The sequence below is a fragment of the Faecalibacterium prausnitzii genome, from assembly GCF_003287405.1.
GTDB lineage: Bacteria > Bacillota > Clostridia > Oscillospirales > Ruminococcaceae > Faecalibacterium > Faecalibacterium intestinale.
Map to the genome: position 1 here is coordinate 62,911 of NZ_PRLD01000006.1, position 24,702 is coordinate 87,612.

At 60.2% G+C, this 24,702-nt stretch carries 21 protein-coding genes; 1 reads left to right on the forward strand and 20 read right to left on the reverse strand.

All coding sequences use genetic code 11. The annotated features are described in order from the left end of the window. Nucleotides 1–133 precede the first annotated feature (133 nt). The 7 genes from C4N24_RS07395 to C4N24_RS07425 all read right to left on the reverse strand — a co-directional run bounded on the left by C4N24_RS07395 (nucleotide 134) and on the right by C4N24_RS07425 (nucleotide 9,514). A complete protein-coding gene (locus tag C4N24_RS07395; protein WP_112090914.1) occupies nucleotides 134–1,123 on the reverse strand; it encodes a dipeptidase in 990 nt (329 codons plus the stop codon). A gap of 15 nt (nucleotides 1,124–1,138) precedes the next feature. Next, a complete protein-coding gene (locus C4N24_RS07400) occupies nucleotides 1,139–4,435 on the reverse strand; it encodes a DEAD/DEAH box helicase (RefSeq protein WP_112090915.1) in 3,297 nt (1,098 codons plus the stop codon). Nucleotides 4,436–4,809: 374 nt separating this feature from the next. Continuing rightward, nucleotides 4,810–5,988 carry a GGDEF domain-containing protein gene (locus C4N24_RS07405; RefSeq protein ID WP_112090916.1) on the reverse strand — a complete coding sequence of 393 codons (1,179 nt, stop codon included), beginning with the start codon at nucleotides 5,986–5,988 and terminating at the stop codon, nucleotides 4,810–4,812. 185 nt (nucleotides 5,989–6,173) lie between these two features. After that, entirely contained in the window at nucleotides 6,174–6,563 is a 390-nt protein-coding gene (locus C4N24_RS07410) for a metal-dependent transcriptional regulator (protein ID WP_015537258.1), read from the reverse strand. 206 nt (nucleotides 6,564–6,769) lie between these two features. Continuing rightward, a complete protein-coding gene (locus C4N24_RS07415) occupies nucleotides 6,770–7,324 on the reverse strand; it encodes a Fe-S-containing hydro-lyase (RefSeq protein ID WP_112090917.1) in 555 nt (184 codons plus the stop codon). 162 nt (nucleotides 7,325–7,486) lie between these two features. Beyond that, the gene (locus C4N24_RS07420) at nucleotides 7,487–8,326 is read right to left on the reverse strand and encodes a fumarate hydratase (RefSeq protein WP_112090918.1); all 840 of its coding nucleotides are present in this window, start codon (nucleotides 8,324–8,326) and stop codon (nucleotides 7,487–7,489) included. A gap of 15 nt (nucleotides 8,327–8,341) precedes the next feature. Beyond that, complete coding sequence (locus C4N24_RS07425) at nucleotides 8,342–9,514, reverse strand: NAD(P)-dependent malic enzyme (protein ID WP_112090919.1); 1,173 nt, start codon at nucleotides 9,512–9,514, stop codon at nucleotides 8,342–8,344. A 433-nt stretch (nucleotides 9,515–9,947) separates the two neighbouring features. Here C4N24_RS07425 and C4N24_RS07430 point away from each other — a divergent pair, with 433 nt between their 5' ends. Further along, entirely contained in the window at nucleotides 9,948–11,111 is a 1,164-nt protein-coding gene (locus tag C4N24_RS07430; protein ID WP_242983215.1) for a trigger factor, read from the forward strand. Nucleotides 11,112–11,702: 591 nt separating this feature from the next. Here the strand turns inward: C4N24_RS07430 and pgsA are convergent. The 13 genes from pgsA to rpsD all read right to left on the reverse strand — a co-directional run bounded on the left by pgsA (nucleotide 11,703) and on the right by rpsD (nucleotide 24,702). Then, complete coding sequence (pgsA, locus tag C4N24_RS07440) at nucleotides 11,703–12,302, reverse strand: CDP-diacylglycerol--glycerol-3-phosphate 3-phosphatidyltransferase (RefSeq protein WP_112090921.1); 600 nt, start codon at nucleotides 12,300–12,302, stop codon at nucleotides 11,703–11,705. A 20-nt stretch (nucleotides 12,303–12,322) separates the two neighbouring features. Continuing rightward, nucleotides 12,323–13,648 (reverse strand): 30S ribosomal protein S12 methylthiotransferase RimO, encoded by a 1,326-nt coding sequence (rimO, locus tag C4N24_RS07445; protein ID WP_112090922.1) that lies wholly within the window; start codon nucleotides 13,646–13,648, stop codon nucleotides 12,323–12,325. 382 nt (nucleotides 13,649–14,030) lie between these two features. Then, nucleotides 14,031–14,180 carry a hypothetical protein gene (locus tag C4N24_RS15345; protein ID WP_179859740.1) on the reverse strand — a complete coding sequence of 50 codons (150 nt, stop codon included), beginning with the start codon at nucleotides 14,178–14,180 and terminating at the stop codon, nucleotides 14,031–14,033. A 26-nt stretch (nucleotides 14,181–14,206) separates the two neighbouring features. Next, a complete protein-coding gene (locus C4N24_RS07455) occupies nucleotides 14,207–14,716 on the reverse strand; it encodes a regulatory protein RecX (protein ID WP_112090924.1) in 510 nt (169 codons plus the stop codon). Beyond that, complete coding sequence (gene recA / locus C4N24_RS07460) at nucleotides 14,717–15,895, reverse strand: recombinase RecA (RefSeq protein WP_112090925.1); 1,179 nt, start codon at nucleotides 15,893–15,895, stop codon at nucleotides 14,717–14,719. It lies immediately after the preceding gene. 116 nt (nucleotides 15,896–16,011) lie between these two features. Continuing rightward, on the reverse strand, nucleotides 16,012–16,983 hold the full coding sequence (locus C4N24_RS07465) for a N5-glutamine methyltransferase family protein (protein WP_112090926.1): 972 nt from the start codon (nucleotides 16,981–16,983) through the stop codon (nucleotides 16,012–16,014). Continuing rightward, a complete protein-coding gene (locus C4N24_RS07470; protein WP_112090927.1) occupies nucleotides 16,977–17,924 on the reverse strand; it encodes a DUF1385 domain-containing protein in 948 nt (315 codons plus the stop codon). Before C4N24_RS07470 ends, C4N24_RS07465 begins: the two co-directional genes overlap by 7 nt. Nucleotides 17,925–18,153: 229 nt before the next feature. Further along, nucleotides 18,154–19,578 carry a sensor histidine kinase gene (locus C4N24_RS07475; RefSeq protein ID WP_112090928.1) on the reverse strand — a complete coding sequence of 475 codons (1,425 nt, stop codon included), beginning with the start codon at nucleotides 19,576–19,578 and terminating at the stop codon, nucleotides 18,154–18,156. A gap of 222 nt (nucleotides 19,579–19,800) precedes the next feature. Beyond that, nucleotides 19,801–20,505 (reverse strand): response regulator transcription factor, encoded by a 705-nt coding sequence (locus tag C4N24_RS07480; protein ID WP_112090929.1) that lies wholly within the window; start codon nucleotides 20,503–20,505, stop codon nucleotides 19,801–19,803. Nucleotides 20,506–20,522: 17 nt separating this feature from the next. Beyond that, the gene (locus C4N24_RS07485) at nucleotides 20,523–21,836 is read right to left on the reverse strand and encodes a hypothetical protein (protein ID WP_112090930.1); all 1,314 of its coding nucleotides are present in this window, start codon (nucleotides 21,834–21,836) and stop codon (nucleotides 20,523–20,525) included. An 826-nt stretch (nucleotides 21,837–22,662) separates the two neighbouring features. Further along, nucleotides 22,663–23,004, reverse strand: a complete 342-nt coding sequence (gene rplQ / locus C4N24_RS07495; protein ID WP_005921819.1) for a 50S ribosomal protein L17 — start codon at nucleotides 23,002–23,004, stop codon at nucleotides 22,663–22,665. A 27-nt stretch (nucleotides 23,005–23,031) separates the two neighbouring features. Beyond that, entirely contained in the window at nucleotides 23,032–23,988 is a 957-nt protein-coding gene (locus C4N24_RS07500) for a DNA-directed RNA polymerase subunit alpha (protein WP_015537248.1), read from the reverse strand. A 111-nt stretch (nucleotides 23,989–24,099) separates the two neighbouring features. Beyond that, a complete protein-coding gene (gene rpsD, locus C4N24_RS07505; RefSeq protein ID WP_005921823.1) occupies nucleotides 24,100–24,702 on the reverse strand; it encodes a 30S ribosomal protein S4 in 603 nt (200 codons plus the stop codon).

A 24,702-nucleotide genomic window follows, 5' to 3' on the forward strand; every position in this document is an offset into this window, starting at 1 on the left:
GTCGTTTGTTCTTTTTCAGGAGACGCGCGCCTTAGACCATATAAAACCTCCCCTCGCAGGGCAATACACAGCCCGGGATATCCGCGCAGCGCAGGGGTATCCCGGGCACATTTTGCAATTTTAAGACGTTTTATTACAGATTGTTTTTAAAGAAGCGGTATGCGTTGCGCCAGTAGATGGCTTCCACCTCGTCCTCGGTAAAGCCCTCGCGGCGCAGTGCCTCGGCCAGCAGCGGCATATCTGCTGCCGTTTCCAGCTCGTGCTGGCCGCCGATGCCGTCAAAGTCGCTGCCAAGGCTGATGACCTCAATGCCGCCCACCTGCTTGAAGTGTGCCGCGTGCTTTGCCAGCCGCTCCACCGTGCTGCGGCAAAGCTTCGGATGTGCCGAGTCTGCGTCCACAAAGGAAGCGCAGTAGTTCAGCCCCGCAATGCCGCCTTTTTCTGCCAGTGCGCGGATCATCTCGTCGGTCAGGTTGCGGTTGTGGGGCGACAGCGCACGGCAGTTGGAATGGCTTGCCGCAAAGGGGCGGGTGCTGTGATTTACGATGTCCCAGAAGCCCTTATCGGAAAGGTGGCTCACGTCTGCGGTGATGTGCAGCTTTTCCATCTCCTCCAAAAAGGCAAAGCCTTGCTCGGTCAGGCCGGTCTCGGTATTGGCCACCAGCGGCCCGCCGGGGTTTGCGTTGGGGGCTGCCAACTCGTTGGGGTAGTTCCACGTCAGAGTCATCATGCGCACGCCCAGTTCCTGCAGCCGCCGCAGCACGCCCAGACTGCCCTTGCAGCAGCCGCCCTCTTCCACCGTCAGCATGGCGCTAAGCTTGCCCTCGGCGCGGTTGCGCTCAAGGTCGGCGGCGGTGTACACCGGGGCGATCTTTTCCGGGTAAGCCGCCATGAGCCGCTTGAAGATGTCGATCTCCTCCAGCACGCTTACCAGCGGGTCGGCCCCGGGTGCGGGGTCGGCCAGATCCACATAGGCCGCAAAGCATTGCAGCAGATAATCCCCCTGCTGCAATTTTTCAAGGTCGATATGCAGATCGTTGTGCAAAAAGCTTTTGGGTGCGCCCGCCTTTTCGGCGCGGCGCAGTTCGTACAGGGTATCGCAATGCAGATCCCAAACCTTCATGATGGATGCACTCCTTTATGCTTCTTCTCCCAGCAGCTGCAGCAGCTGTTCGGGGTTCATAGACAAAATCGCGCCGTCTGCCCCACCGGTAACGGTGTCGGCCAGCGACTGCTTGGCCTGCTGCAGTTCCACGATCTTTTCCTCAATGGTATCCTGCGCGATCAGCCGGTACACCTGCACCGGGTTGCGCTGGCCGATGCGGTAGGCGCGGTCGGTGGCCTGATTCTGCGCGGCAAGGTTCCACCACGGGTCGTAGTGGATGACGATATCGGCGGCGGTCAGGTTCAGACCCGTGCCGCCCGCCCGCAGCGAGATGAGAAAGACATCCGCCTCGCCCTGATTGAACCGGCGCACCTGCTCGGCGCGCACCGGCTTCGGGGTAGAGCCCTGCAGGGTAAAGTGGCTTACCCCGGCTTCGTCCAGCCGTTTTGCCAGCAGTTCCAGCATGGAGGTGAACTGGCTGAACAGCAGAATGCGGTGCCCGCCCGCCACTGCCTCGGTGACAAGTTCCAGACAGGCGTCCAGCTTGGCACTGCTGCCCGTCCAGTTGTCTGCCACAAGGCGCGGGTCGCAGCAGATCTCCCGCAGCCGCATCAGCACGGCAAACACGGTCATCTTGTCCTCCGGCTTTGCCGCCCGCAGCTTTTCCCGGGCGTCCACCACCGCTGCCAGGTACAGCTTGCGCTGCTCGGTTTCCAGCTCAACGCGGCGCACATTCTCGGTTTTGGGCGGCAGCTCCCGCAGCACCTCCGACTTCATGCGCCGCAGGATGAAGGGGCCGGTGAACTGGTTCAGCCGCCGCACGGCGTTGGCATCTTCGTCCTGCACGATGGGCTTTTCAAACCGGGCGCAGAAGGTCTTGTAAGGGGGCAGATACCCGGGCATCAAAAAGGAGAAGATGCTCCACAGCTCGCCCAAGCGGTTCTCCACCGGGGTACCGGTCAGGGCAAAGCGCACCCGGCTGTTCACCCGGCACACCGCCTTGTATTTCTGGGTGGTGTGGTTCTTGATGGCCTGCGCTTCGTCCAGAATGCAGGCGTAGAAGCTTTGCCCGGCATACAGTTTTTCGTCCCGGCGCAGCAAATCGTAGCTGGTGATGACAAGATCCGCCTGTGCCCACCCATCGACTAACGCGGCACGATGGGCGGCATCGCCGTCCATGGCAACGCTTTGCAGCTGCGGGGTGAACTTCTGGCATTCCTCCTGCCAGTTCAGCACCAGCGACGCCGGGCAGACGATGAGGCTGGGCAGCTGCTGCCCGCCCTCCTTCATCGCCAGCAGGTAGCTGAGCACCTGCACCGTCTTGCCCAGACCCATATCATCGGCCAGAATGCCGCCCATGCCGTAGCCATCCAGTGTGCGCAGCCAGCGGTAGCCGTCCCGCTGGTATTTGCGCAGGGTCTTTTGCAGCGAGAGCGGCGGGGTATATTCGCTGTCCCGCACGGCGTGGAAGCTGCGGCTGATGCGCCGGAAAGCATCGTCCCGGTCGAACCGCAGGCCGTTCTGCCCCGAAAGCGCCCAGTCCAGCGTGGGCGCGCGGTAGAGCGGCAGAGCGGCGTGGCCGTCCTTCAGCTTTGCGCCGGAAAGCTCCAGCGTGTCGTTCAGCTCGTCCAGCCCTTCCAGACTGTCGTCCAGCCGCAGCAGACTGCCGTCCCGCAGGCGGTGGTAGCGCTTTTTCTGGTGCAGGGACTGCAAAAGCTCCCGCAGCTCCTCCACCGGGAACGCGCCGGTGTCCACTTCCAAATCCAGCACGCTGCCGTGCACCGAAACCCCTACCGAGATCTTAGGCGGGGCGGCCTGTAAGTTGCGGAAGGCATCGGTCTGGTACACCTCGCCCATGGCCAGCAGGGCGGGAATGCCCTCTTCCAGCAGCTGGAAAAGCGCCTCCTCCCCGGAAATGCTGTAATGCCCGGGCTTGCCGCTCTCGGGTTCCAGATAGGTTTCCAGCAGCCGCTTTGCCCGGTTCTCGGTGCGGGCATCCCGCAAAAGATCCGGCGGCACCGGCTCGCCGGGGGCTACCCTGTCCTCGCCGTACAGAAAGACCGGGTACGCCGTAACGGTAAGCCCCCGGTCGGCATCCAGATAAAACTGCACCACCGGTTCCAGTGGGATCTGGTTCAGCAGCAGCCGGTCGGGGTCCACGATGTTGACCCGGTTGCCCAGCTCCGGCAGCACATAGCTGCAAAAGGCGGCGGCATCCGCGCTGGTAAAGAACAAACTGCGCCCGCCAAAAGTCTCCAGCACCGGCAGCACCCGGCGGCATTCCTCCCGCTGCATCCGCCAGAGGGTGGTCTCGCCCAGCAGATAAGCATAGTCCAGCCCCTGCACCCCGCTGAGCGCCGGGGTACAGCTCAGCTGCACGCCGCCCTTGCGGCGCTCCACCTTCAGGCTGATGACCGGCAGACCCTCTTTAAGGGTATAGCCGCCCACAACGCCCTCGGCGGCGTAAAGCTCCACAAGGGCATCCAGCCCCTCGCCGGTCAGCGGCAGACCGCCCGCCGGGCCTTTCTCCCAGCCGGAGCGCACCGTACCCTCGGCTTCAAACGCCTGCCGGGCGCTCACCTGACGGCGCAGCAGCCGCAGCAATTGCTGCGCATCCGGGGCAAAGGCGTCCCACCGGTGCACAAACGCCAGCGACTTGCCGTAGCTGACGCTTTCGCCCTGCTCGACCGCATCCAGAAACTGCGGGATGCTTTTTACCAGATACTGCCGCCTGCCGATGCCGTCCGAGACCCGCAGCCGCAGCCAGATACGGCCATTGTGCGGCGTAAGTTCCGGCTCCAGCAGGGCAAAGCCGGTGCGCTGGGCAGCGGGCTGGGGCTGCTGCTGCGCATCCTCCCGCTGGTAGCGTTTCAGCAGAAGCTGGGCTTCATAGTCGGTCTCCGGCTCCTCACCCCGCCACTTGCGGCCGAACAGCATATCCAGCCCGGCGCTGTAGCTATCCTTGCGGGGTTCGGTGCTCAAGCCTGCAACGCCCCGCTGCACCCCGGGGATGCTCTCCGGCTTTTTTTCCGGGGCAGGCGGGTTCTTTTCTGCGTCCTGCAGCAGCAGCGCGCCGATATGCTTGCAGTAGGTGCCGTCGCCGTTTTGGTTATAAGGGCAGTCGCAGGAGGCGCTGACAAAGCTGCCGTTTTCCCGCAGCCAGACCTGCGTATAATAGCAGTCCGGCCCGCTGCCCTGCACCAGCGCTGTCAGGTGCCGCACCCCGTCCTCATTGGTGGTGCAGCTGCTTTGCAGGATGCGCTTGCGGTACTTCTGTGCCCGCTCAAAGATGCTTTTGCCCAGCAATGCGCGGATCTCCTGTGCGTCCATGTGGTCTCCCTCCCCTGTGCTGTCGCGGTTCCGGTCTATTCTATAAGAATACCGCGTTCCACCCCGGGATGCAAGGGCAGAAGGGTAAAAAACGTTTATTGCAATTCAACTTTTTAATGCAACAGCAACAACGTTGAATTGCATATCGCAAATATGCCGTTTGAATGCTGCACTAATTTCTTGACTTGCGATAGAAAGCGCGGGGCGGGACGATTTTGAATGGCTTCCGCTACGCTCTAGCCATTTTCAGCGGAAAAATTATTTTTATATAGAGCAATACCGGAGCGTCTGCGGACGCTCCGGTATTGCATTTTTCACGGGAAAGGCCGTAAAGGCAAACGGCATTTATTGTGTTATAGTAAGTTCACAACTGTTCAGCCCTGTTTTTCTGCGGGGGCTGTGCCGTGCTTGCGGGTCTTGAGGTGGTACATCTCCTGATCCGCCTTGTCGATCAGGTCGTGCACGGTGGCAATGTCCGGCTCAAGGCGGGCGCAGCCGATGCTGATCTCGATCTGATAGGGCTTGCCGGAAGCGGCGTTGGCGGCGTCCAGCTCTCGCTGGATGGAAGCGATCAGGGTGCGCACCTCCACGCTGTTGCAGCCGCAGGCGATGCAGAATTCATCGCCGCCGTAGCGCGCCAGCACGCCGTTATAGTTGGCGCACACCTTTTTCAAAATGCCCGCCAGCAGCACCAGTGCGGCATCGCCCTCCAAGTGGCCGTATTGGTCGTTGATGTGCTTGAAGTGATCCATGTCCATCATGAGGAAGTGCAGCGAGCGGTTGGGGTGGCGGCGGTAATAGGGCAGTTCGCTTTCCAGATAGCGCAGCGCCACGATGCGGTTGCTGACGCCGGTCAGGGTGTCCACCGTGAACTTGGTCTGCAGCACCAGCACATACACGCACACCAGCCCCAGCGTAATGCCGCAGCACAGCAGCCCGCGCCCGGGCAGCCAGCCTTGCAGCAGAAAGCCTGCCGCCGGCGCAAGCGCGAGCAGCAGCAGAGTTTTCAGTTCCTCTTTGGGTGTTTCCTGCTTCCAGTGGCTCAGCGTCCAGCTGCAGCGGAGAAAGGCAGCTGCCAGATAGGCAAGCCCCACCAGCTTCGGCCCCCAGAACAGGGTGCTGCCCCGCAGCCCCTCTGCGTCCAGATAGTAGAAGCCGTTTTCGTCCCGCGCTGTCAGCAGCACCAGCAAAAGCAGTGTCACCGGTGCGGCGCTGAGTGCCAGCCTGCGGCCGTCCTCCATCCATGTACGCCCCAGCTCTGCCTCCACATACAAAAACACCAGCAGGCAGCAACACGCCGCCAGCAGATAAAACAAAATACTGCCCCCGGCGTTCAGCCGGTAGGTCAGGGGGATGCCCAGCTCCTCCCACGCGCCCAGCTGCGCCAGCGCACTGCCATAATCTACGATCGTCAGCGCCCCGGCAAACCACAGCAGCGCCGTAAACTGCCGCCCGGGCAGACTTTTATCCCGCATTTTCTGCTGCGCCCGCAGCAAAACCACCAGTGTGACCAGACAGAGCCCACTGACCTGAGTATGCGCAATCGCATCCATGCCGCAACGCTCTCCTTTACCCTAGGGCGGCTTTGCGCCGTCCGACCCTTTTCCGCTCTTCCAACGTTCCTTTTTCGCACAAACCCATTGTACCAAATCCATAACAAATATGCAACACAAACCGAAAAATTCATACAAAAAAAGACACCGGAACGTCTTTCGGCGTTCCGGTGTCTCTTGAAAAATTACTTTGCCTGCGGATGGGCGGCATCGTTGCGCAGGGCGCTTTCGCGGATCTTTTCCAGCGTCTGCTCGCTGAGGATATGCTCTGCCTTGCAGGCGTCCTCGGCGGCGGTCTGCTCGTCCACGCCCAGCTGCACAAAGAAGTGGGTCAGCAGCTGGTGGCGGCTGTAAATGCGCTGGGCGATCTCCAGCCCGGGCTCCAGCAGGGTCAGGTTGCCTTCGCCGTCCACCGCGATATAGCCGTTCTCCCGCAGCTTTTTCATGGCGATGCTCACGCTGGCTTTGGTAAAGCCCAGCTCATTGACAACGTCAATGGAGCGCACTTTGCCCATACGCTGGCTCAGCATCAGGATCGTTTCAAGATAATCTTCCGCGGACTGGTGGATCTGCATGGTTTGTCCGGCCTCCTGCCTTATTCCCTCTGGGGGATTTTTCCGACAGGGTATGTGTACCCTCTGTCGTATGTTAAAGGATATCACATTTTTGCGGTTGATGCAAGCAATTCGCAGCAAGTTTGGTTAAACTAACCATATTTCTCTGCACAGAACTGCTGTTTTGTCGGTTTTGCACCGCTCCTGTTTTGTGCAAAGGGTGCAATTTACCGCGCAGCCAGATAGGCGGCTGGGCCTTCCTCGTACAGATCGCCGCCATGGGCGTCCAGCACAACGGTCAGAGGCATATCCTGCACAGTCAGGCGGCGCACCGCTTCACAGCCCAAGTCCGGCCATGCGATCACTTCCAGCGTCTGCACGCTTTTTGCCATCAGCGCACCGGCACCGCCCAGCGCAGCCAGATACACCGCACCGTTGCGCACCACAGCGTCTTTGACGGCGGCGTCCCGCTTGCCCTTGCCGATCATGATCTTGTTGCCAAGGTCCAGCAGCCGGGGGCTCATGGCATCCATGCGTCCGCTGGTGGTAGGCCCTGCCGAGCCGATGACCTCGCCCGGGCGCTCCGGGGTGGGGCCTACATAATAGATAGCGCTGCCTTCCAGCGCAAAGGGCAAAGTCTCGCCCTTGTCCAGTGCTTCCATCATCCGCTTGTGTGCCTGATCCCGGGCGGTGTACACCACACCGGAAAGCAGCACGGTATCCCCCGCTTTCAGCGGGGCCAGATTCTGCGCGGTGCAGGGGGTGGTAATTTTATATTCCACAGCAATACTCCTTTGGCATCCTCGCCCTCTCCGTCATCGCTCACGCGATGCCACCTCCCCCAAAGTGGGAGGCCTTGGCAGTCCACACAAACTTTACCTCTTTGCCAAGGGCTCTCCCTTTGGGAGAGCTGGACGCGAAGCGGCCTGAGAGGGCGGAGTCTCTTACAGCTCCGCGCTGGCGCGGCGGGTCACATGACAGGAAACATTCACAGCCACCGGCAGACCCGCCACATGGGTGGGCATCTGCTCAATGGCAAGGCCAAGGCAGGTGGTCTTGCCGCCAAAGCCCTGCGGGCCAATGCCCAGTGCATTGATGGCGGCAAGCAGCTCCTGCTCCAGCTGCGCGTAGTAGGGGTCGGGGTTGGGGATGTCCAACGGGCGCAGCAGCGCCTTTTTGGCAAGATACGCCACCTTGTCAAAGCTGCCGCCCACGCCGATGCCCAGCACGATGGGCGGGCAGGGGTTGGAGCCCGCCAGCTTTACGGTATCCACCACGAACTTTTTAAAGCCCTCCACGCCGTCGGCGGGCTTGAGCATCTGGATGCGGCTCATGTTCTCGCTGCCAAAGCCCTTGGGTGCCACCGTGATGCGGCAGCCCTCGCCGTCCACCAGATGCACCGTGATAGCCGCCGGGGTGTTATCGCCGGTGTTGCCCCGGCGCAGCGGGTCGGCCACGATGCTCTTGCGCAGGTAGCCGTCCGTATAGCCCCGTCGCACGCCCTCGTGGATGGCGGCTTCAAAGCTGCCGTCAATGTGCACATCCGTGCCCAGTTCCACGAACACGCAGGCCATGCCGGTGTCCTGACAGATGGGCAGGTCTTTTTCCTTTGCGGCGCTAAGGTTCGACCACAGCAGGTCTAACGTGTTCTTTGCCAGCGGCCACGGCTCTTCCTCCCGGGCTTTTTCCAGCGCGGCCTGCACGTCCTGCGGCAGCTGGGTGTTGGCCTTGATGCAGAGCCGCGCCACCGTATCCGTAATGCTCTGTGCGGAGATCGTTCTCATGCCTGTGTCCTCCGCTTACAGCCGTGCCACGCCGGTCTCGCGGGCAGCTTTTGCCACGGCATTTGCCACAGCTTCGGCCACGCGGGGGTCGAACGCGCCGGGGATGATGTTCTCCTCGCTGCGGTCTGCATCGGTGATAAGGTCTGCAATGGCGTAGGCAGCGGCCAGCTTCATCTCATTGTTGATATCCCGGGCGCGGACGCTGAGCGCGCCCTTGAACAGGCCGGGGAAGCACAGCACGTTGTTGACCTGATTGGGGAAGTCGCTGCGGCCGGTGGCCATCACCCGCACGCCGCCGGCCTTGGCTTCATCCGGCATGATCTCCGGGGTGGGGTTTGCCATGGCAAAGACGATGGCGTCCTTGTTCATGGTCTTGCACAGCTCAGTGGTCAGGATGCCGGGGCGGGACACACCGATGAACACGTCTGCACCCTCCAGCGCTTCCTTCAGGCCGCCCTTGATCTGGCGGGGGTTGGTCACCTCGCCCAGCCAGTTCTTGTGGGCTTCGGCGCTGTTGCAGCCCTTGTACAGAGTGCCGAACTGATCCACCGCCACGATGTCCTTGGCACCGGCGGTCATGAGCATCTTGATGATGGCGGTACCGGCTGCGCCGGGGCCGTTCAGGACGATGTGCACGTCCTCCATCTTCTTATTCACCACGCGCAGGGCGTTGATGAGAGCAGCGGTGACCACGATAGCCGTGCCGTGCTGGTCGTCGTGGAACACGGGGATGTCCAGCTCCCGCTCCAGGGTCTCCTCGATCTCGAAGCACTCCGGGCTCTTGATATCCTCCAGATTGATGCCGCCAAAGGTGGGCGCGATGGCCTTGCAGGCAGCAATGACGCTGGCAGCGTCGTGGGCGTCGATGCAGATGGGGAAGGCGTCCACGCCGCCGAACTCCTTGAACAGCACAGCCTTGCCCTCCATGACCGGCAGACCGGCTTCCGGGCCGATATCGCCCAGACCCAGCACGGCAGTGCCGTTGGAGACAACGGCCACCATGTTGCCCTTGAAGGTGTACTTATACACATCGTCGGGGTTTTCCTTGATCTTGCGGCAGGGCTCGGCCACACCGGGGGTGTAGGCGGTGGACAGGTCGTCGCGGGTGGCGACTTCCACCTTGCTCACGATGCCCACCTTTCCCTTGTGGGTCTCGTGCATTTCCAGAGCTGCTTTATTGTAATCCATTTAATTTTCCTCCGTTACGGTTCGCATCCTCGCCCTCTCCGTCTGCTCACTGCGTTCGCATCCACCTCCCCCAAAGTGGGAGGCCTTGGCAGTCCACGCAAACTTTCTGGTTTTGCCAAGGGCTCTCCCTTTGAGGAAAGACTTCCCCCGCTCCGGGGGAAGATGTCGCGCAGCGACAAAAGGGGGGATCTGTCACCGCAGGTGACTGAGAGGGCGCACTCATACAGTTTTATTGTAACAGAACCGCCCGGGTATTTCCACCGGTTTTGCGGCATTTCCCGTCCCAAAGCGGGCAAAAGTGATACCTGTGCCGGGCGGCATTTGTGGAATTTTAGCAAAAATCTTTTCTTTTCGCATTTTTCCGTTATAATAGTAAGGTATGATATTTGCATTCTCCGTGAAAACGGTCTGCTATTTTTAGGAGGTATCTCTTTTGAAACGCATTACCAAGATCCTGTTGTGTGTGCTGTGCGCGGTGGCTGCTGTGCTGTGCGTAGCTGCGGCCTGCTTTATGCTGCTCAAAAAGCAGGGCAGCACCACGGCATCCTCTGCCGCATCCGGCGCAAGCGTGTCCATCTACGGCAAGGTGTCGGATTTCGATTATTCCAGCTTCGATTACTCCGAGGGACTGGACGATAACGGCCACTGGACCGGCATCCGCGCACTGGACTATGTGACCTTGCCGGATGATGTATCCGCGCTGCCGCTTTCTAAGGCAGACATCGAGCCCACCGAGACCGAGATCCAGACTCAGATCGACACTTTGCTGAACCAGTACGCCACCACCCAGAACATCACCGGCCGGGCAGCCCAGAGCGGCGACACTGTGAACATCGACTATTCCGGCGCGGTGGATGGCGTAGCCTTTACCGGCGGCACCGCCACCGGCTATGACCTGACGCTGGGCAGCCACACCTTCATTGACGGCTTCGAGGATCAGATCATCGGCCACAATATCGGTGACACCTTTGATGTGACTGTTACCTTCCCGGAGGGCTACGGCGACTCCACCGACGCCGAGGGCAACACCATCACCCTCAGCGGCAAGGAAGCCGTGTTCAGCGTGACACTGAACGCCATCACCCAGAGCGTTGTGCCCACCCTGACCGACGAGTGGGTGGAGACGAACTTTGCCGCCAGCGACGATCTGCACACCGCAGACGCCCTGCGCCAGTACTTTGACAGCGCCCTGTACGCCAACAATCTGGACAACGCCGTGATGGACTATCTGCTCACGAACTCCACCTTTAAAGAAGTCCCCACCCAGATCACCAGCTACTACATCCGTATGTTCCTGAACTATCACTCTCAGCTTGCTACCCAGTACGGCATGGAGCTGGACGCCTACGCACAGGCCAAGGGCTACGCCGATGCCAACGCGATGCTGGCAGATTCTGACGCCTACTTTGAGCATCTGGCCAAGCAGGATCTGGTCTTTCAGGCCATTGCGGAACAGCTGGATATCACCCCCACGCAGGAACAGATCGACAGTGCCAACAGCTCCTACGCCGACACCTACGGCGCACAGCGCAGTATGCTGAACGCTTTGCAGCTGGCGGTGCTGGACAAGGTTGAGGAAAGCGCAGTGCTTTCCTGACAATGCACCTGCCGGGGCGTGAACGATTTTAATGCGCTCCGCTTCGCTCTGCGCATAGATAGCGGAAAAATTATTTTTAATAGAGCAATGCCGGAGCGTCTGCGGACGCTCCGGCATTGCATTTTCACGGGAGGGGTCGTGGAGGAAAACGGCAGCTGCCGCGCCGCTTTCTGCGAAAGCGCGGCGCAGCGGGGGATAAAACTCCCCCAGTCGCCTACGGCGACAGCCCCCTCTGAGATGGGGCCCTTGGCAAAACCGGAGACTTTCCCGCCATGCCAAAGGCTCCCTCCCAGAGGGAGCTGGCAAAACCGTCAGGTTTTGACTGAGGGAGTTCAGCCGTCCCCTTGGGGAAGGTGGCTTGACGCGAAGCGGCAAGACGGAAGGGGTATCTCGGCATCTGCCGTTCCCCTTCACGACCCCATTCGTGAAAATGGGGTTCAGAAACGTCCGCAGGCGTTTCTGAACCCCGAAATTTAAAAAAATCTTTCCACTGATTATGCCCAGAGCAACGCGGAGCGCATTCTAAATCGTCCAACACAACCAAAAAGGCCGCTGCACGGTGAGGTGCAGCGGCCTTTGTTTTCCACATTTTTATTTTGCAGTGTTGATAAAGCTGCGGTTATCCCACAGGTACTTGATGCCGGAGATGGCGGTCACAGCAGCCACCAGCCAGCACAGGGCGATGGAGATCACCACCACGATGGAAACGCTTTCCACCGTGCCGCGGTAGCTCAGGGCAGTGCCGAAGAAATAGAAGATGATGCTCAGCATCTGCAGCACGGTCTTTACCTTGCCCCACATATTGGCGGCGATGACCTTGCCGTCCTTGGCACCGGCGGCCACCATGCGCAGACCGGACACCGCAAACTCACGTGCCAGAATGATGCACAGCACCACGGGGCTGCACACACCATCCCGCAACATATAGATGAAGGCCACGGTGGTCAACAGCTTGTCAGCCAGCGGGTCGGCAAACTTGCCGAAATCGGTGACCATGTGCCACTTGCGTGCCAGATGGCCGTCCAGAAAGTCGGTGAAGCTGGCAGCGGCAAACACGATGCCTGCCAGCAGGTAGAAGGCGGCGTTGAATGTACCGTCCACGATGCCGTCCAGACCAGTCAGAGACACAAAGATCATGAACACCGGCACCAGAATGATGCGGGTCAGGGTAAGCTTATTGGGCAGATTCATAGGTTTTATCCTCCAATTCGTTATTTTACGACTGTACCATACAGATCGTAAAGGTCGCTGTCCTCTACCAGCACATCATAGAACTGGCCGGGGTACAGCGGTTCCTCGCTGGAAACGCAGACGCAGCCGTCCACCTCCGGCGCATCGCCGGTGGTGCGGCAGAGGTACAGGCCGTTTTCCTCGTCGATGCCGTCACACAGAACGTGCACGGTCTGACCTACCTTTTCAGCCTGCTTCTGCGCCATGATGCCGGTCTGGATCTGCATCACCAGCTCGGCACGCTTGTCCTTGACCTCCTGCTCGATCTGGCCGTCCATCCGTGCCGCCACGGTGTTTTCCTCGGCGGAGTAGGCAAAGCAGCCCAGACGGTCGAACTGCACCTCCTTGACAAAGTTGCACAGATCCTCGAACTGCTCCGCGGTCTCGCCGGGGAAGCCCGCGATCAGGGTGGTGCGCAGGGTGATGCCGGGGATCTCACGGCGCAGCTTGCCGATGACCTCCAGCAGTTCCGCACGGGTGGAGCGGCGGTTCATGTTCTTCAGGATGGTATCGTTGCAGTGCTGGATGGGCAGGTCGAGGTAGGGCACCACCTTCTCGTTGCGCTTCATGGCGGCAATAAATTCATCGGTGATGCGCTCCGGGTAGGCGTACATGATGCGGATCCATTCCAGCCCCGGCACCTTGTTCAGCTTGTCCAGAAGCTCACAGATGCTGCCGGGCTTGCCCCAGTCCTCGCCGTAGGCGGTGGGGTCCTGCGCCACAACAATAAGCTCCTTCACGCCCTCACCGGCCAGCCAGCGGGCTTCGGCTACGCAGTCGGCCATATCGCGGCTGTGCAGCGGGCCACGGATGCCCGGGATAGCGCAGTAATGGCAGCGGTTGTTGCAGCCCTCAGCGATCTTTAAGTACGCATAGTGGGCGGGCGTGCCGATGACGCGCTTGCCGCCCAGCGGGAAGTCCTTTTTGGCACCGTAGCTTTCCAGATGGTTCTCCCCATGGAACAGCCGCTCCACGATGGTGTCAATGGCCTTGTTGGAGGCACAGCCTACAACGGCGTCCACCTCGGGGATCTCTTCCTCGATCTGGCTTCGGTAGCGCTCGGCCAAGCACCCGGTAACGATGACCTTCAGGTTCGGGTTCTGCTGCTTGTAGGCGCAGGCTTCCAGAATGTTTTCAATGGCTTCGGTCTTGGCGCTCTCGATAAAGCCGCAGGTGTTCACAAGGATGACATCTGCTTCGGCCAGATCGGCCACGGTCTCGTGCCCGGCAGACAGCAGGATGTGCACCATCACATCCAGATCCACCTGATTTTTCGGACAGCCAAGGGAAATACACGCAATTTTCATAAGGGATGATACTCTCTTTCTCTTTTGAGGGATGCTTTTGAATTTGACGATTTAAGGATTTAAAATGCGCTCCGCGTTCGCTTTGCGCATATTCAGCGGAAGAACTATTTTAAATTTTGGGGTTCAGAAACGCCTGCGGGCGTTTCTGAACCCCATTTTCACGGATGGGGTCGTAACGGAAAACGGCATTTGCAACGCCGCTTTCTACGAAAGCGCGGCGCTGCGGTTGGCGTCCTCGCCCTCTCAGTCACCTTTGGTGACAACTCTCCCAAAGGGAGAGCCCTTGGCTTGACGGGAAAGTTTCCGGGCGTGCCCGCTCCCCCGGGGGGAGCTGTCGCGCAGCGACTGAGGGGCTATAAATCGGCGGAGCCGGAAAAAACGGTTAAAAGATCTTCACGCCGAACAGGCGTGAATCTTCAGTTTTTTCCGGTGTAGCCCACTTCTTTGGGGTTAAAAGGGGCGAGCAGCCCCTTTTTCGTGGCTCCAGCGCGTCGAAATCGCTGGCACTTTTCTGGTTCTCTTTTGGTGTCAAAAGAGAACATCTCCCGTCTACTGCCTCTACCCTTCCTCCTCCACCCTGCGGATGGCTTCTTTGATGACGGGGTAGGCAAAGCCGCGGCGCTGCAGCGCCGCCACCACAAGGTCGCGACGGCCGATGGCCAGCTTTTTGCGGTAGCGGCTGTCCACCAGCGCGGCGGCGGCTTCCAGCTCCGGGTCGTCGCCGCCGTCCTCCGGGGCGTAGACCGCTTCCAGCGCACCTGCCACCTCGGCGGGGGCAAGCCCCTTCTGGCGCAGGCTCTGGGCGGCGGCGCGGCGGCTTTTGCGGGCAGCCAGCAGACTGTGCGCCCGTGCTTCGGCGTAGCGGGCATCGTTCACATAGTCCAGCTGCACCATCTCCGCCACAGCGGCGGCAGCGGCCTGCTCGGTATAGCGGCGGCAAAGCCGCTCATACAACATATTGGCAGAGACCTCCTGCCCGGCCAGCGTTTCCAGCGCACTCGCCCGCGCCTTGGCGGGGTCTGCACACTTTTCCGCATCCGGGCGGGGTCGGCGGCGGTAGAAGGCCATTTAGTCCTCCACCATGATATCCAGCTCGCTCTCGCTGCTGCGGGCGGGTGCCTTGACCACCGGCTCTTTTGCGGCGGCAGGGTCGGCGGGCTTTTCCGCTGCGGCGGCTGCGGCGCGGCCGGCCGGACGGCGGGTGGCGTACAGCTTATCGGCGTTGGCGCGGATCTGACCCTCGATGTCATTGGCGATCTCGGGGTTATCCTTCAGGAACTGCTTGGCGTTGTCGCGGCCCTGACCCAGACGGATATCGCCGTAGTTGAACCATGCGCCGCTCTTCTGCACGATGCCCAGCTTGACGCCCACGTCAATGAGCTCGCTCATTTTGGAGATGCCCTCACCGAACATGATGTCGAACTCGGCTTCACGGAACGGCGGAGCCACCTTGTTCTTGACGATCTTGGCACGGGTGTGGTTGCCGATGAACTGACCGGAGGAGTCCTTCAGACCCTCCACGCGGCGGATGTCGATACGCACCGAGGCGTAGTACTTCAGGGCGCGGCCGCCGGTGGTCACCTCCGGGTTGCCGTACATGACGCCCACCTTCTCACGCAGCTGGTTGATGAACACGCAGACCGTGTTGGTCTTGCCGATGACGCTGGTCAGCTTGCGCATGGCCTGACTCATCAGACGTGCCTGCAGACCCACATGGCTGTCGCCCATCTCGCCCTCGATCTCGGCGCGGGGCACCATGGCGGCTACCGAGTCCACTACGATGGCGTCGATGGCGCCGGAGCGCACCAGCGCTTCGCAGATCTCCATGGCCTGCTCGCCGGTGTCCGGCTGGCTGACCAGCAGGTTGTTGATATCCACGCCCAGCGCCTCGGCATAGGTGGGGTCCAGTGCGTGCTCAACGTCGATAAAGGCCACCTCGCCGCCCTTCTTCTGGGCTTCGGCAAGGATGTGCAGTGCCAGCGTGGTCTTACCGCTGGATTCCGGGCCGTACACCTCGATGATGCGGCCGCGCGGCACACCGCCCACGCCCAGCGCCAGATCCAGCCCCAGACTGCCGGTGGAAATGGCATCCACCTGCATGGAGGCGTTGTCGCCCAGCTTCATGACGGCACCCTTGCCGAACTGCTTTTCGATCTGCGCCAGCGCCGTAGCCAGCGCGTCCTTCTTGGCTTCCGGCTCGGTCTTTTGGGTGGCCGGTGCAACGTTGTTGTTCTGATTTTTTGCCATAGCCTGCTGCTCCTTTTATCCTTTGGGCCCGCAGAGGGCGGGCTGTCCTTCGCTTTCCTTCTTAGTATAACACAAAATCAAAATATTACAACAAGAAGTTGTTTGTTTTTTCCAATTTATTTTGCGCGATGGGCGATCACACAGCGGTCGTTGCCGCCAAAGTCCTGTATGCAGCGGATGTCTGCCCAGCCGTTCTCTGCCAGCAGGGCGCTTACAGCTTCCCGCTGCTGCCAGCCGATCTCCAACACCAGCGCCCCGCCGGGGCACAGCGCATTTTGGTAGTGCTGCGCCAGCGCCCGGTAGAATACAAGGCCGTCCTCCCCGGCTTCCAGCGCCATAGCAGGCTCCTGCGCCACCTCGGGCTGCAGCTGCTCCATCTCGGCGGCGGTCAGGTAGGGCGGGTTCGAGACGATGAGTTCCAGCTGCCCCTCCGGCAGGGTTTCCCAGTAGGTGAACAGGTCTGCCTGCACCGGCTGCACCGCGTAGGCAGGCTTTTTGCCTGCCCGCAGCGCGTTCAGCGCCGGGCCCCAGTCCAAGGCCGGGGCATCTGCCTGTTCAAGCGCAGAGGGTTCCAGCACGTTCTCGGTCTGTCTGCCCTGTCCGCTCAACGCGCAGCGGGCGTTCTTTTCCAGATAGACAAAGGCCGCAGGGCTTTTTTCCACGCAGGTCACCTGCGCGGCGGGGCAGAAGCGCTTGACCCCCAACCCCAGACAGCCTGTCCCGGCGCAGAGATCCAGCACCCGGGGCGATTCGATGCCCGCAAGGGTCTCGGCGGCGGCCTGCGCCACCACCTCGGTATCTGCCCGGGGGCAGAGCACCCCGGGGCCTACCGCCAACTCAAAGTCTAAAAAGCTCCAGCTGCCGCAGAGGTATTGCAGCGGCTCCCGCGCGGCGCGGCGGGTGCAGAGGGCTTCCAGCGCCGCCGCCTGCTCTGCGGTCAGCGAACGGTCGGAAAGGCGCACGTCCCGCCCGGTCGCCAGCCGGAACAGCTCCCGCGCGTCAAAATCCGCGTCCGGGCAGCCTGCGGCGGTCAGCCGCTGTTCCACCTCCCGCACCGCTGTGCGGGGGAGCATTGCTTCGTTTACCATTTGCCTTCCTCCGGGTTTTCGGGCAGCACGGGGGTGATGGCGGCAATGGCTACCTCGATCATGCTGTCGTCCGGCTCAAAGACGGTAAGATGCTGCACCCAGATGCCCGGCTGACGGATGATGCGGGTAGCAATGTTATCCGACCGGCCGCACCACTTGAGCAGCTCGTAGCTGATGCCCATGACCAGCGGCAGCAGCAGCAGCTTGCACACCACCCGCAGACCGATGCTGCCCCACGGCAGCACGCTGTACAAGAACACGCTGACGATGACCACCAGAATGAGGAAGCTGGTGCCGCAGCGGGGGTGGAAGCGGGTGTACTTGCGCACGTTCTCCACGGTCAGCGGGTCGCCCGCCTCGTAGCAGGCAATGGTCTTGTGCTCTGCGCCGTGGTATTCAAACACCCGGTGGATCTCCTTCATTTTAGAGATGCCCACCATATAGGTCAGGAAGATGGCCACCTTCAACACCGCTTCCAGCACCACCTTGCCCCAGCGCCCCAGCGGCAGCAGACGGTTCACCCCGCCCACAAGGAAGGTGGGCAGCACGGTGAACAGCAAAATCGCCAGCAGACCGCCCAGCACCGCAGCAACGGTCAGCAACGCGTTCTCGGCTTTCTCGCCCAGATGCTCTCCCACCCATTTTTCAAAGGCGGTCTCCTCCTCGGCGGGGTCGTAGTCATCCCCCATGCTTACCTGTGCCGAGTACATCATATAGCGGTAGCCCACGATCATGCTTTCGATCATGGCAATGGCACCGCACACCAGCGGGATCTTCGTCCACACCCCATGGGTGGGGGTGGGGTCGAGCTTGGTCTCAATGGTGCCGTCCGGCTTGCGCACGGCACAGCACATCTGCTTGGGGCCGCGCATCATGATGCCCTCCATCAGTGCCTGCCCGCCTACGCTGGTCTTAAAGCGTTCCTTTTTAGGTTGATTCATTGGCTTCTCCCGATATCCGTCCCTGCCGCTTGCGGCATAGGACGGTCTTTTTTGTATTTTATCCGGGGCATATCCCCGCGCAAAGCTCATTCTAGCACACAAATGTGACAAAATCTGTAGTCCGTGGCACTGCTGTACGAAAATCAAATGATACCACTTGACCTGAGATAAAAGCCTTCCCCCGTCCGGGGGAAGCCTTCATCCAGAAAATTGCTTTTTATGGCGCTGCTCACGCCTTATGGTACAGCGGCAGACCCAGCGTGACCACCGTGCCGCGCCCGAGGGTGCTCTTGATATCCAGCGTGCCGTCCAGCGCGGTCATGATGGAATCCACCAGCGCCAGACCGATGCCGCTGCCGCGCACCGAGTTGCTGCCCTTGTAGAACTTGGTCTTTACGTTTTCCAGATCCTCCGGCGGAATGCCGCGTCCCTGATCGATGATCTCCACAAAGGCTTTGTACTCCCCTGCCCACAGCTTGACCGTAATGCGCCCGCCGGGGGCGGAGTATTTGATGGCGTTATCCAGAATATTGATGAACACCTGCCGCAGACGGTCCGGGTCGGCGTAGACGGGGATCATCTCCTCCGGCTCGGTGTAGTGGAGCAGCAGTCCCTCCTGCCGGATGCGTGCCTCGCAGAAGAGCACCGCATCGGTCAGCTCTGCCACCAAGTCCAGCGGGCGGCACTCCATGCGGATGCGTCCGTTCTGCAGGCGGCTGAAATCCAGCAGTTCCTCCACCATATTGTTCAGCCGCCCGGTCTCGTTGTTGATGATCTCCAGCCCCTTGCGATAGTTCTCGTCGGTGGGGTCGTCCAAGGTCATCAGGGTCTCCACCCAGCCCCGGATGGAGGTAAGCGGGGTGCGCAGCTCGTGGGACACCGAACTGATGAACTCGTTCTTCATCTTCTCGGTCTCTTCCAGACCCTCAGCCATCTGGTTGATAGTGCCGCGCAGCCGGTCCACCTCGTCGTGGGGGTCGCCGGTCAGGGGCAGACGCACATCCAGTTCGCCCCGGGCGATGCCGGCGGCGGTGCGCTCCACCTGCCCCAGCGGCACCACGATGCCCCGCACAAAGTACAGTCCGGACATGACCGTGAACAGCAGGATTGCCACCGCAAGGAACACACTGACGATGACGGCGTTTTTGACCTGCCGCTCCACCAGCGCCAGACTGGTGACCAGCCGCAGAGCCGCCACGTCCTCGGCGTCGTAGGGCACCAGCGAGCAGGCCGCCATGACCATCTCGCCGGACTGGGTGCGGTACACCGCCACGCCCAGACCATCCGGCGCACCGAGCGCCTGTTCAAAGTCCCTGCTGCTGACGATGCCCTCCGCGTCCGTACCGCTGGAGGAGGCGATCACGCTGCCGTAGCTGTCCAGCAGCATGAACTCGTATTTATCCTTATCGGCAAACTGTTCCACCATGCGCCGCAGCGCCAGACTGCGGCTGACCGCCGCGCTCTGGGCGGTATCGCCGGTATACATTTTCAGCTGACCGGTCACCGAGGAGAACCGCCGGTACATGATCTGCTGCACACTGCCGTAGTAGCTGCGGGTATAGCTGTACAGAAACATTGCTTCGGCCAGCAGCACCACCAGTACGGTGATGAGCAGATTGCCCCGCAGCCAGCGGCGGGTGATACCGCTTCGCATAACAGTGTCCTCCTTTCGGTGAGATTTAGAACGAACTCCCTCAGTCAAAACCTGACGGTTTTGCCAGCTCCCTCGGAGAGGGAGCCTCTGGCGCAGCCGGAAGGTTTACGTTTTGACCGGAAAGCTTTCCGCCATGCCAAAGGCCCCATCCCAGAGGGGGCTGGCATCGCGCAGCGATGACTGGGGGAGTTTTTATAGCAAGCGCGCCTGAGGGGGCAGGTTTTATTCTTCCCACCGGTAGCCATAGCCCCACACGGTCATGATGTGGGCGGGGTGGCTGGGCTCGTCCTCCACCTTCATGCGCAGGCGGCGGATGTTCACATCCACGATCTTTACGTCGCCGAAGTAGTTCTCGCCCCAGACGCCTTTCAGGATCTTTTCACGCACCAACGCGGTGCCCGGATTGCGGAAAAACAGCTCCATGATCTGGAACTCCACCTGCGTCAGCTCAATGGGCTGACCGGCTTTCAGCAGCACGCGGCGGTTCTCGTCCAACACAAACTCGCCGCTGGTCAAAGTGCCCAGCGGGGTATTCTCCCGGTTCTCCCCTTCCTTGGTGCGGATGACCCGGCGGCACAGCGCTTCCACCCGCGCCAGCAGCTCGCTGACGCTGAAAGGCTTGGTCATGTAATCGTCTGCGCCGATGGACAGCCCGCGGATCTTATCCTGCTCCTGCCCCTTGGCGCTGAGGATGATGATGCCGATCTGCTGGTCGGTGCGGCGGATGGTCTCGCACAGCGAGAATCCGTTCATGCCCGGCAGCATCACGTCCAGAATGGCGGCATCGCAGCCGGGTTTCTGCGCCAGCAGCGGCAGGGCGGCTTCGGCGCTTTCAGCCTCCACCACCTCCATCCCCGCATGGCGCAGGTTCAGGGCGATCATATCGCGGATATTGGTTTCATCTTCTACAACAAGCACTCGTACCATGCAGCATCCTCCATTCCTTAATTCAGCAGATACAACGCCTTGGAAAGGCGATAGTTTGTGTCGGCAAGCAAAACGTCCGGGCCCATTCTGGCCTGCAGCTGACGGGACGCCACCACGCCGAGCCTTGTCCAGCCGGTGGAGTTTGCCGAGGTCCTTGCCAGCCGTACCGTCAGCACCAGCTCATCCTCGTCTACGGTGCGCAGCTCCACTGCACCGTCATATTCCTCGCTGTCGGTCAGTTTCAGGTTGCCCTCCCACTCGGCGGGCAGCTCGATATAACAGTTGGTCTCCTCGTCCAGCAGGCCAAAGCTTTTTTCCGGGTGGCTGCTGGTGTAGTCCATCCAGACGATAAAATCCATGCGACGGCTCTGGCTCAGGTTCAGCAGACCCGCCTCGTCCGGCTGGGTGGGGATCTCCACGATGCCGTCTCCGTCCAGATCCCGGCTGACCAGCGTGGGCACGTTGCGCAGAGAAGCATTATACAGCCGCTGGCTGCTGATCCTTGTGGCGGGCACCATTTGCTGGCTGTTCTCATCGTAGCACAACAGCACCGAAGCCAGATTGTTGCCGGAAATGCCGGTCCAGCCGTCCAGCACCAGATAATGCCGCCCGTCTGCGCCTGCACCCGCCGCCACCGAAGCGCAGCCGGAAAACTTATCTGCGGAAAGGCCGTTGACCGCCACCTGCCGGAAGCTGCCCTCCCGGTCTGCGGTCAGCAGCTCGATCTGCACACTGCCGTCCTCCTGCGTGGACATCAGGATCAGATCCTGACTGCTGCCGCCGGTGATATTTTCCACCAGATACTGCTCGTACTGCTGCTCGAGAATGGTGGACAGAGTGCCGTCCTGATAAGAGTACACCGCCAGATAGTGGTCATTCTGGGCAGCGGTATAGCCCACCACCAGCTGGCAGCTGTCTGTATCCTGCAGCTGAGCAAGGCTGACGTTCTCCACCGTTTCGGCAAGGCCTTCCACGCTCTGGCGCACCTGCCAGCTTCCGGCATCATCCCGCTGCAAAATGGCTATGCAGACGTTGGCTGTCTGGGCGGTGGTATACAGCACCGCCGCATCCTGCTGGCCGTCGCCATCCAGATCCTGCAGCACAAAGGGAGAAAGCAGCTCGCCCTGAATGGGATATTTCAGCTGGGCGCTCTCACCCAGCCAGTCGTTCAGGGCAGTTTGCAGCGCACCGTAATCGCCGGAAAGCTTCGGGGCACGCAGCAGTTCCTCTACCTGTGCCTTTTCGTTGGCCGGCAGCACTGTCTGGCAGCTGCACAGCACAAAGCACAGCAGCGTGCACAGCACCAGCCGCAGCCTGCGGGTTCTGTTCATACCGGTCAACCTCCTTCCGAGCATAAAAAGCTATTTTCAGTATACCACACTTTGCGGACACAAAAAAGGGGGTGGGCATATCTGGCGCTTACGCGTGGGACGATTTTAAATGCGCGCCGCGTTGCTCTGCGCATAGTCAGCGGAAAGATTATTTTTATTTGTAGTTTCGAAACGCCTGCGGGCGTTTCGAAACTACTTTTTCACGGGAGGGGTCGTAAAGGAAAATGGCATTTGCAGCGCCGCTTTCTGCGAAAGCGCGGCGCTGCGGGGAAATTTGCGGCAGGCTCTCAACAGGCTGAACTCCCTCAGTCAAAACCTGACGGTTTTGCCAGCTCCCTCGGAGAGGGAGCCTTTGGCATGGCGGTACAGTTTCCGGCTAAAACGCAAAGCTTGCGGGCGTGCCTGCTCCCCCTTGGGGGAGCTGTCGCGCAGCGACTGAGGGGCTTTAAATCGGCGGAGCCGGAAAAAACGGTTAAAAGATCTTCACGCCGAACAGGCGTGAATCTTCAGTTTTTTCCGGTGTAGCCCACTTCTTTAGGATCGTCAAGGGCGTGCAGCCCTTGACCCGTTGCGGGGTGGGTGGAGTCCAGAGGTAGGGAGGGGGGAGTCGGAACACCCCTCCCTACCTCTGGCCCAGCGGAGCGTCTTTGCACGCTGAAAACAAGCAGAAAGTCACCCCGCGGAGCGCAATGCACTTTTCCGGTTCTCTTTTGGTGTCAAAAGAGAACGTCCCACGCACTTTTGCAATAAGTTGCAAAAAAAGAAACCACTGCACAAAGCTGTGCAATGGTTTCTCTTGTTACTGTATCAAACAGTCAGAGCAGGATCAGACGAGCTCCAGAACTGCCATCTCAGCTGCATCGCCGCGGCGAGCGCCGATCTTGATGATGCGGGTGTAGCCGCCGTTGCGGTCAGCGTACTTGGGGCTGATCTCGTCAAACAGCTTCTTTGCAACATCTTCCTTGGTGATGTAGGCGTAGACCTGACGCTTGGTGTGCAGGTCGCTGGCCTTGCCAAGGCTGATCATCTTCTCGGCCATGGAACGAACGTCCTTAGCGCGAGTGACAGTGGTCTCAATCTTGCCATTCTCTAACAGGTAGGTAACCATAGCGCGCATCATAGCGTTGCGGCTGTCGCTGGTTCTACCGAGCTTTCTGGTACCGGGCATCCCGTTTCACTCCTTAAATTATTTTAGTTATTCGTCATCCGTGTTCAGCTTGAAACCGAGGGAGTCCAGCTTTGCCATGACTTCCTCCAGGCTCTTGCGACCGAGGTTGCGGACCTTCATCATCTCGTCCTCGCTCTTGCTGACCAGATCTTCCACCGTGTTGATGCCTGCGCGCTTCAGGCAGTTGAAGGAACGCACGCTCAGATCCAGCTCTTCGATGGTCATCTCCAGAGCCTTCTCCTTGTCGTCGTTGGTCTTTTCTACCATGATCTCAGCGCCGGCGGCCTCGTCCGACAGGTTGACGAACAGGTTCAGGTGCTCGGTCAGCACACGGGCAGCCAGAGAAACGGCCTCCTGTGCGTTGATCGTGCCATCGGTCCAAACCTCAATGGTCAGCTTGTCGTAATCAATGGCCTGTCCAACACGGGTGCTCTCGACGTTATAATTCACCTTGAGCACAGGGGTGTAAATGCTGTCAACGGGAAGGGTGTTGATATCGTTCTTCTCGATGATAGCCTGTTTGTTGCGCTCTGCGGGCACATAGCCGCGACCCTTGTCGAAAGTCAGCTCCATAACGAGCTTGGCACCCTCGCCCAGAGTTGCAATGTGCCACTCAGGGTTCAGAATTTCGATGTCGTCGCCCTGCTTGATGTTGTCAGCAGTGACCTCACAGGGACCAACTGCCTCAACACGCACTGTCTTCGGACCATCGGTGTACAGCTTTGCAGCAATACCCTTCAGGTTCAGGACAATTTCGGTAACGTCTTCCTTGACGCCCTCAATGGTGGAGAACTCGTGGACCACACCGTCAATCTTGACGCTGGTCACGGCGACACCGGGCAGAGAGGAAAGAAGCACACGACGCAGGCTATTGCCCAGTGTGATGCCAAAGCCACGCTCCAGAGGTTCTGCCACGAATTTACCGTAGCGGCCGTCCGGGGACAGGCTTGCCGTTTCGATCTTGGGACGTTCAATCTCCATCATATCTATGCCCTCCTTGTCAAACCGGTGTTTCCACCGGCCCATTATTGAATTCTTTCAAAAAAGAATGCGAAAGCGTACCATCCAAAAGGAAGGCACCGCCTTCTTAATGGATTACTTGGAGTACAGCTCGACGATGAGGTGCTCTGCGACTTCGTAGTCGATATCGCTGCGCTCGGGCAGCTTAGCGACAACGCCCTTCAGAGAACCGGTCTCGCGGTTCAGCCATGCGGGCAGAGCCACGACGGGAGCCTCGGCACCGGTCAGCTTTGCAAACTTTGCAGAGCTGCGGCTGGACTCGCGCACTTCGATCACATCGCCGGCCTTCACCTGGTAAGAGGGGATGTTGACCTTCTTGCCGTTGACGGTGAAGTGAGCGTGAGACACCAGCTGACGAGCATCGCGGCGGGTCTGAGCAAAGCCCAGACGGAACACGACGTTGTCCAGACGGCACTCCATGATCTGCAGCAGGTTCTCACCGGTCTTGCCGGGGCGAGACTCTGCCTTCAGGTAAGCGTTGTGGAACTGCTTCTCCAGAACGCCGTAGATGAACTTGACCTTCTGCTTCTCCTTCAGCTGAGATGCGTACTCAGACTGCTTCTTGCGGACGTTGCCGTTGGAGTTGCGGGTGGTATTCTTCTTTGCATAGCCCATGACCGCAGGAGAAATGCCCAGGGCCTTGCAACGCTTTGCGATAGGCTGCGTATTCTTTGCCAT

What these genes read in the sequence shown, in the direction of transcription:
- C4N24_RS07395 (WP_112090914.1), bottom strand. Translation starts at nt 1,123, where the DNA reads ATGAAGGTTTGGGATCTGCATTGCGATACCCTGTACGAACTGCGCCGC.
- C4N24_RS07400 (WP_112090915.1), bottom strand. Translation starts at nt 4,435, where the DNA reads ATGGACGCACAGGAGATCCGCGCATTGCTGGGCAAAAGCATCTTTGAG.
- C4N24_RS07405 (WP_112090916.1), bottom strand. Translation starts at nt 5,988, where the DNA reads ATGGATGCGATTGCGCATACTCAGGTCAGTGGGCTCTGTCTGGTCACA.
- C4N24_RS07410 (WP_015537258.1), bottom strand. Translation starts at nt 6,563, where the DNA reads ATGCAGATCCACCAGTCCGCGGAAGATTATCTTGAAACGATCCTGATG.
- C4N24_RS07420 (WP_112090918.1), bottom strand. Translation starts at nt 8,326, where the DNA reads ATGAGAACGATCTCCGCACAGAGCATTACGGATACGGTGGCGCGGCTC.
- C4N24_RS07425 (WP_112090919.1), bottom strand. Translation starts at nt 9,514, where the DNA reads ATGGATTACAATAAAGCAGCTCTGGAAATGCACGAGACCCACAAGGGA.
- pgsA (WP_112090921.1), bottom strand. Translation starts at nt 12,302, where the DNA reads ATGAATCTGCCCAATAAGCTTACCCTGACCCGCATCATTCTGGTGCCG.
- rimO (WP_112090922.1), bottom strand. Translation starts at nt 13,648, where the DNA reads ATGAAAATTGCGTGTATTTCCCTTGGCTGTCCGAAAAATCAGGTGGAT.
- C4N24_RS07455 (WP_112090924.1), bottom strand. Translation starts at nt 14,716, where the DNA reads ATGGCCTTCTACCGCCGCCGACCCCGCCCGGATGCGGAAAAGTGTGCA.
- recA (WP_112090925.1), bottom strand. Translation starts at nt 15,895, where the DNA reads ATGGCAAAAAATCAGAACAACAACGTTGCACCGGCCACCCAAAAGACC.
- C4N24_RS07465 (WP_112090926.1), bottom strand. Translation starts at nt 16,983, where the DNA reads ATGGTAAACGAAGCAATGCTCCCCCGCACAGCGGTGCGGGAGGTGGAA.
- C4N24_RS07470 (WP_112090927.1), bottom strand. Translation starts at nt 17,924, where the DNA reads ATGAATCAACCTAAAAAGGAACGCTTTAAGACCAGCGTAGGCGGGCAG.
- C4N24_RS07475 (WP_112090928.1), bottom strand. Translation starts at nt 19,578, where the DNA reads ATGCGAAGCGGTATCACCCGCCGCTGGCTGCGGGGCAATCTGCTCATC.
- C4N24_RS07480 (WP_112090929.1), bottom strand. Translation starts at nt 20,505, where the DNA reads ATGGTACGAGTGCTTGTTGTAGAAGATGAAACCAATATCCGCGATATG.
- C4N24_RS07485 (WP_112090930.1), bottom strand. Translation starts at nt 21,836, where the DNA reads ATGAACAGAACCCGCAGGCTGCGGCTGGTGCTGTGCACGCTGCTGTGC.
- rplQ (WP_005921819.1), bottom strand. Translation starts at nt 23,004, where the DNA reads ATGCCCGGTACCAGAAAGCTCGGTAGAACCAGCGACAGCCGCAACGCT.
- C4N24_RS07500 (WP_015537248.1), bottom strand. Translation starts at nt 23,988, where the DNA reads ATGATGGAGATTGAACGTCCCAAGATCGAAACGGCAAGCCTGTCCCCG.
- rpsD (WP_005921823.1), bottom strand. Translation starts at nt 24,702, where the DNA reads ATGGCAAAGAATACGCAGCCTATCGCAAAGCGTTGCAAGGCCCTGGGC.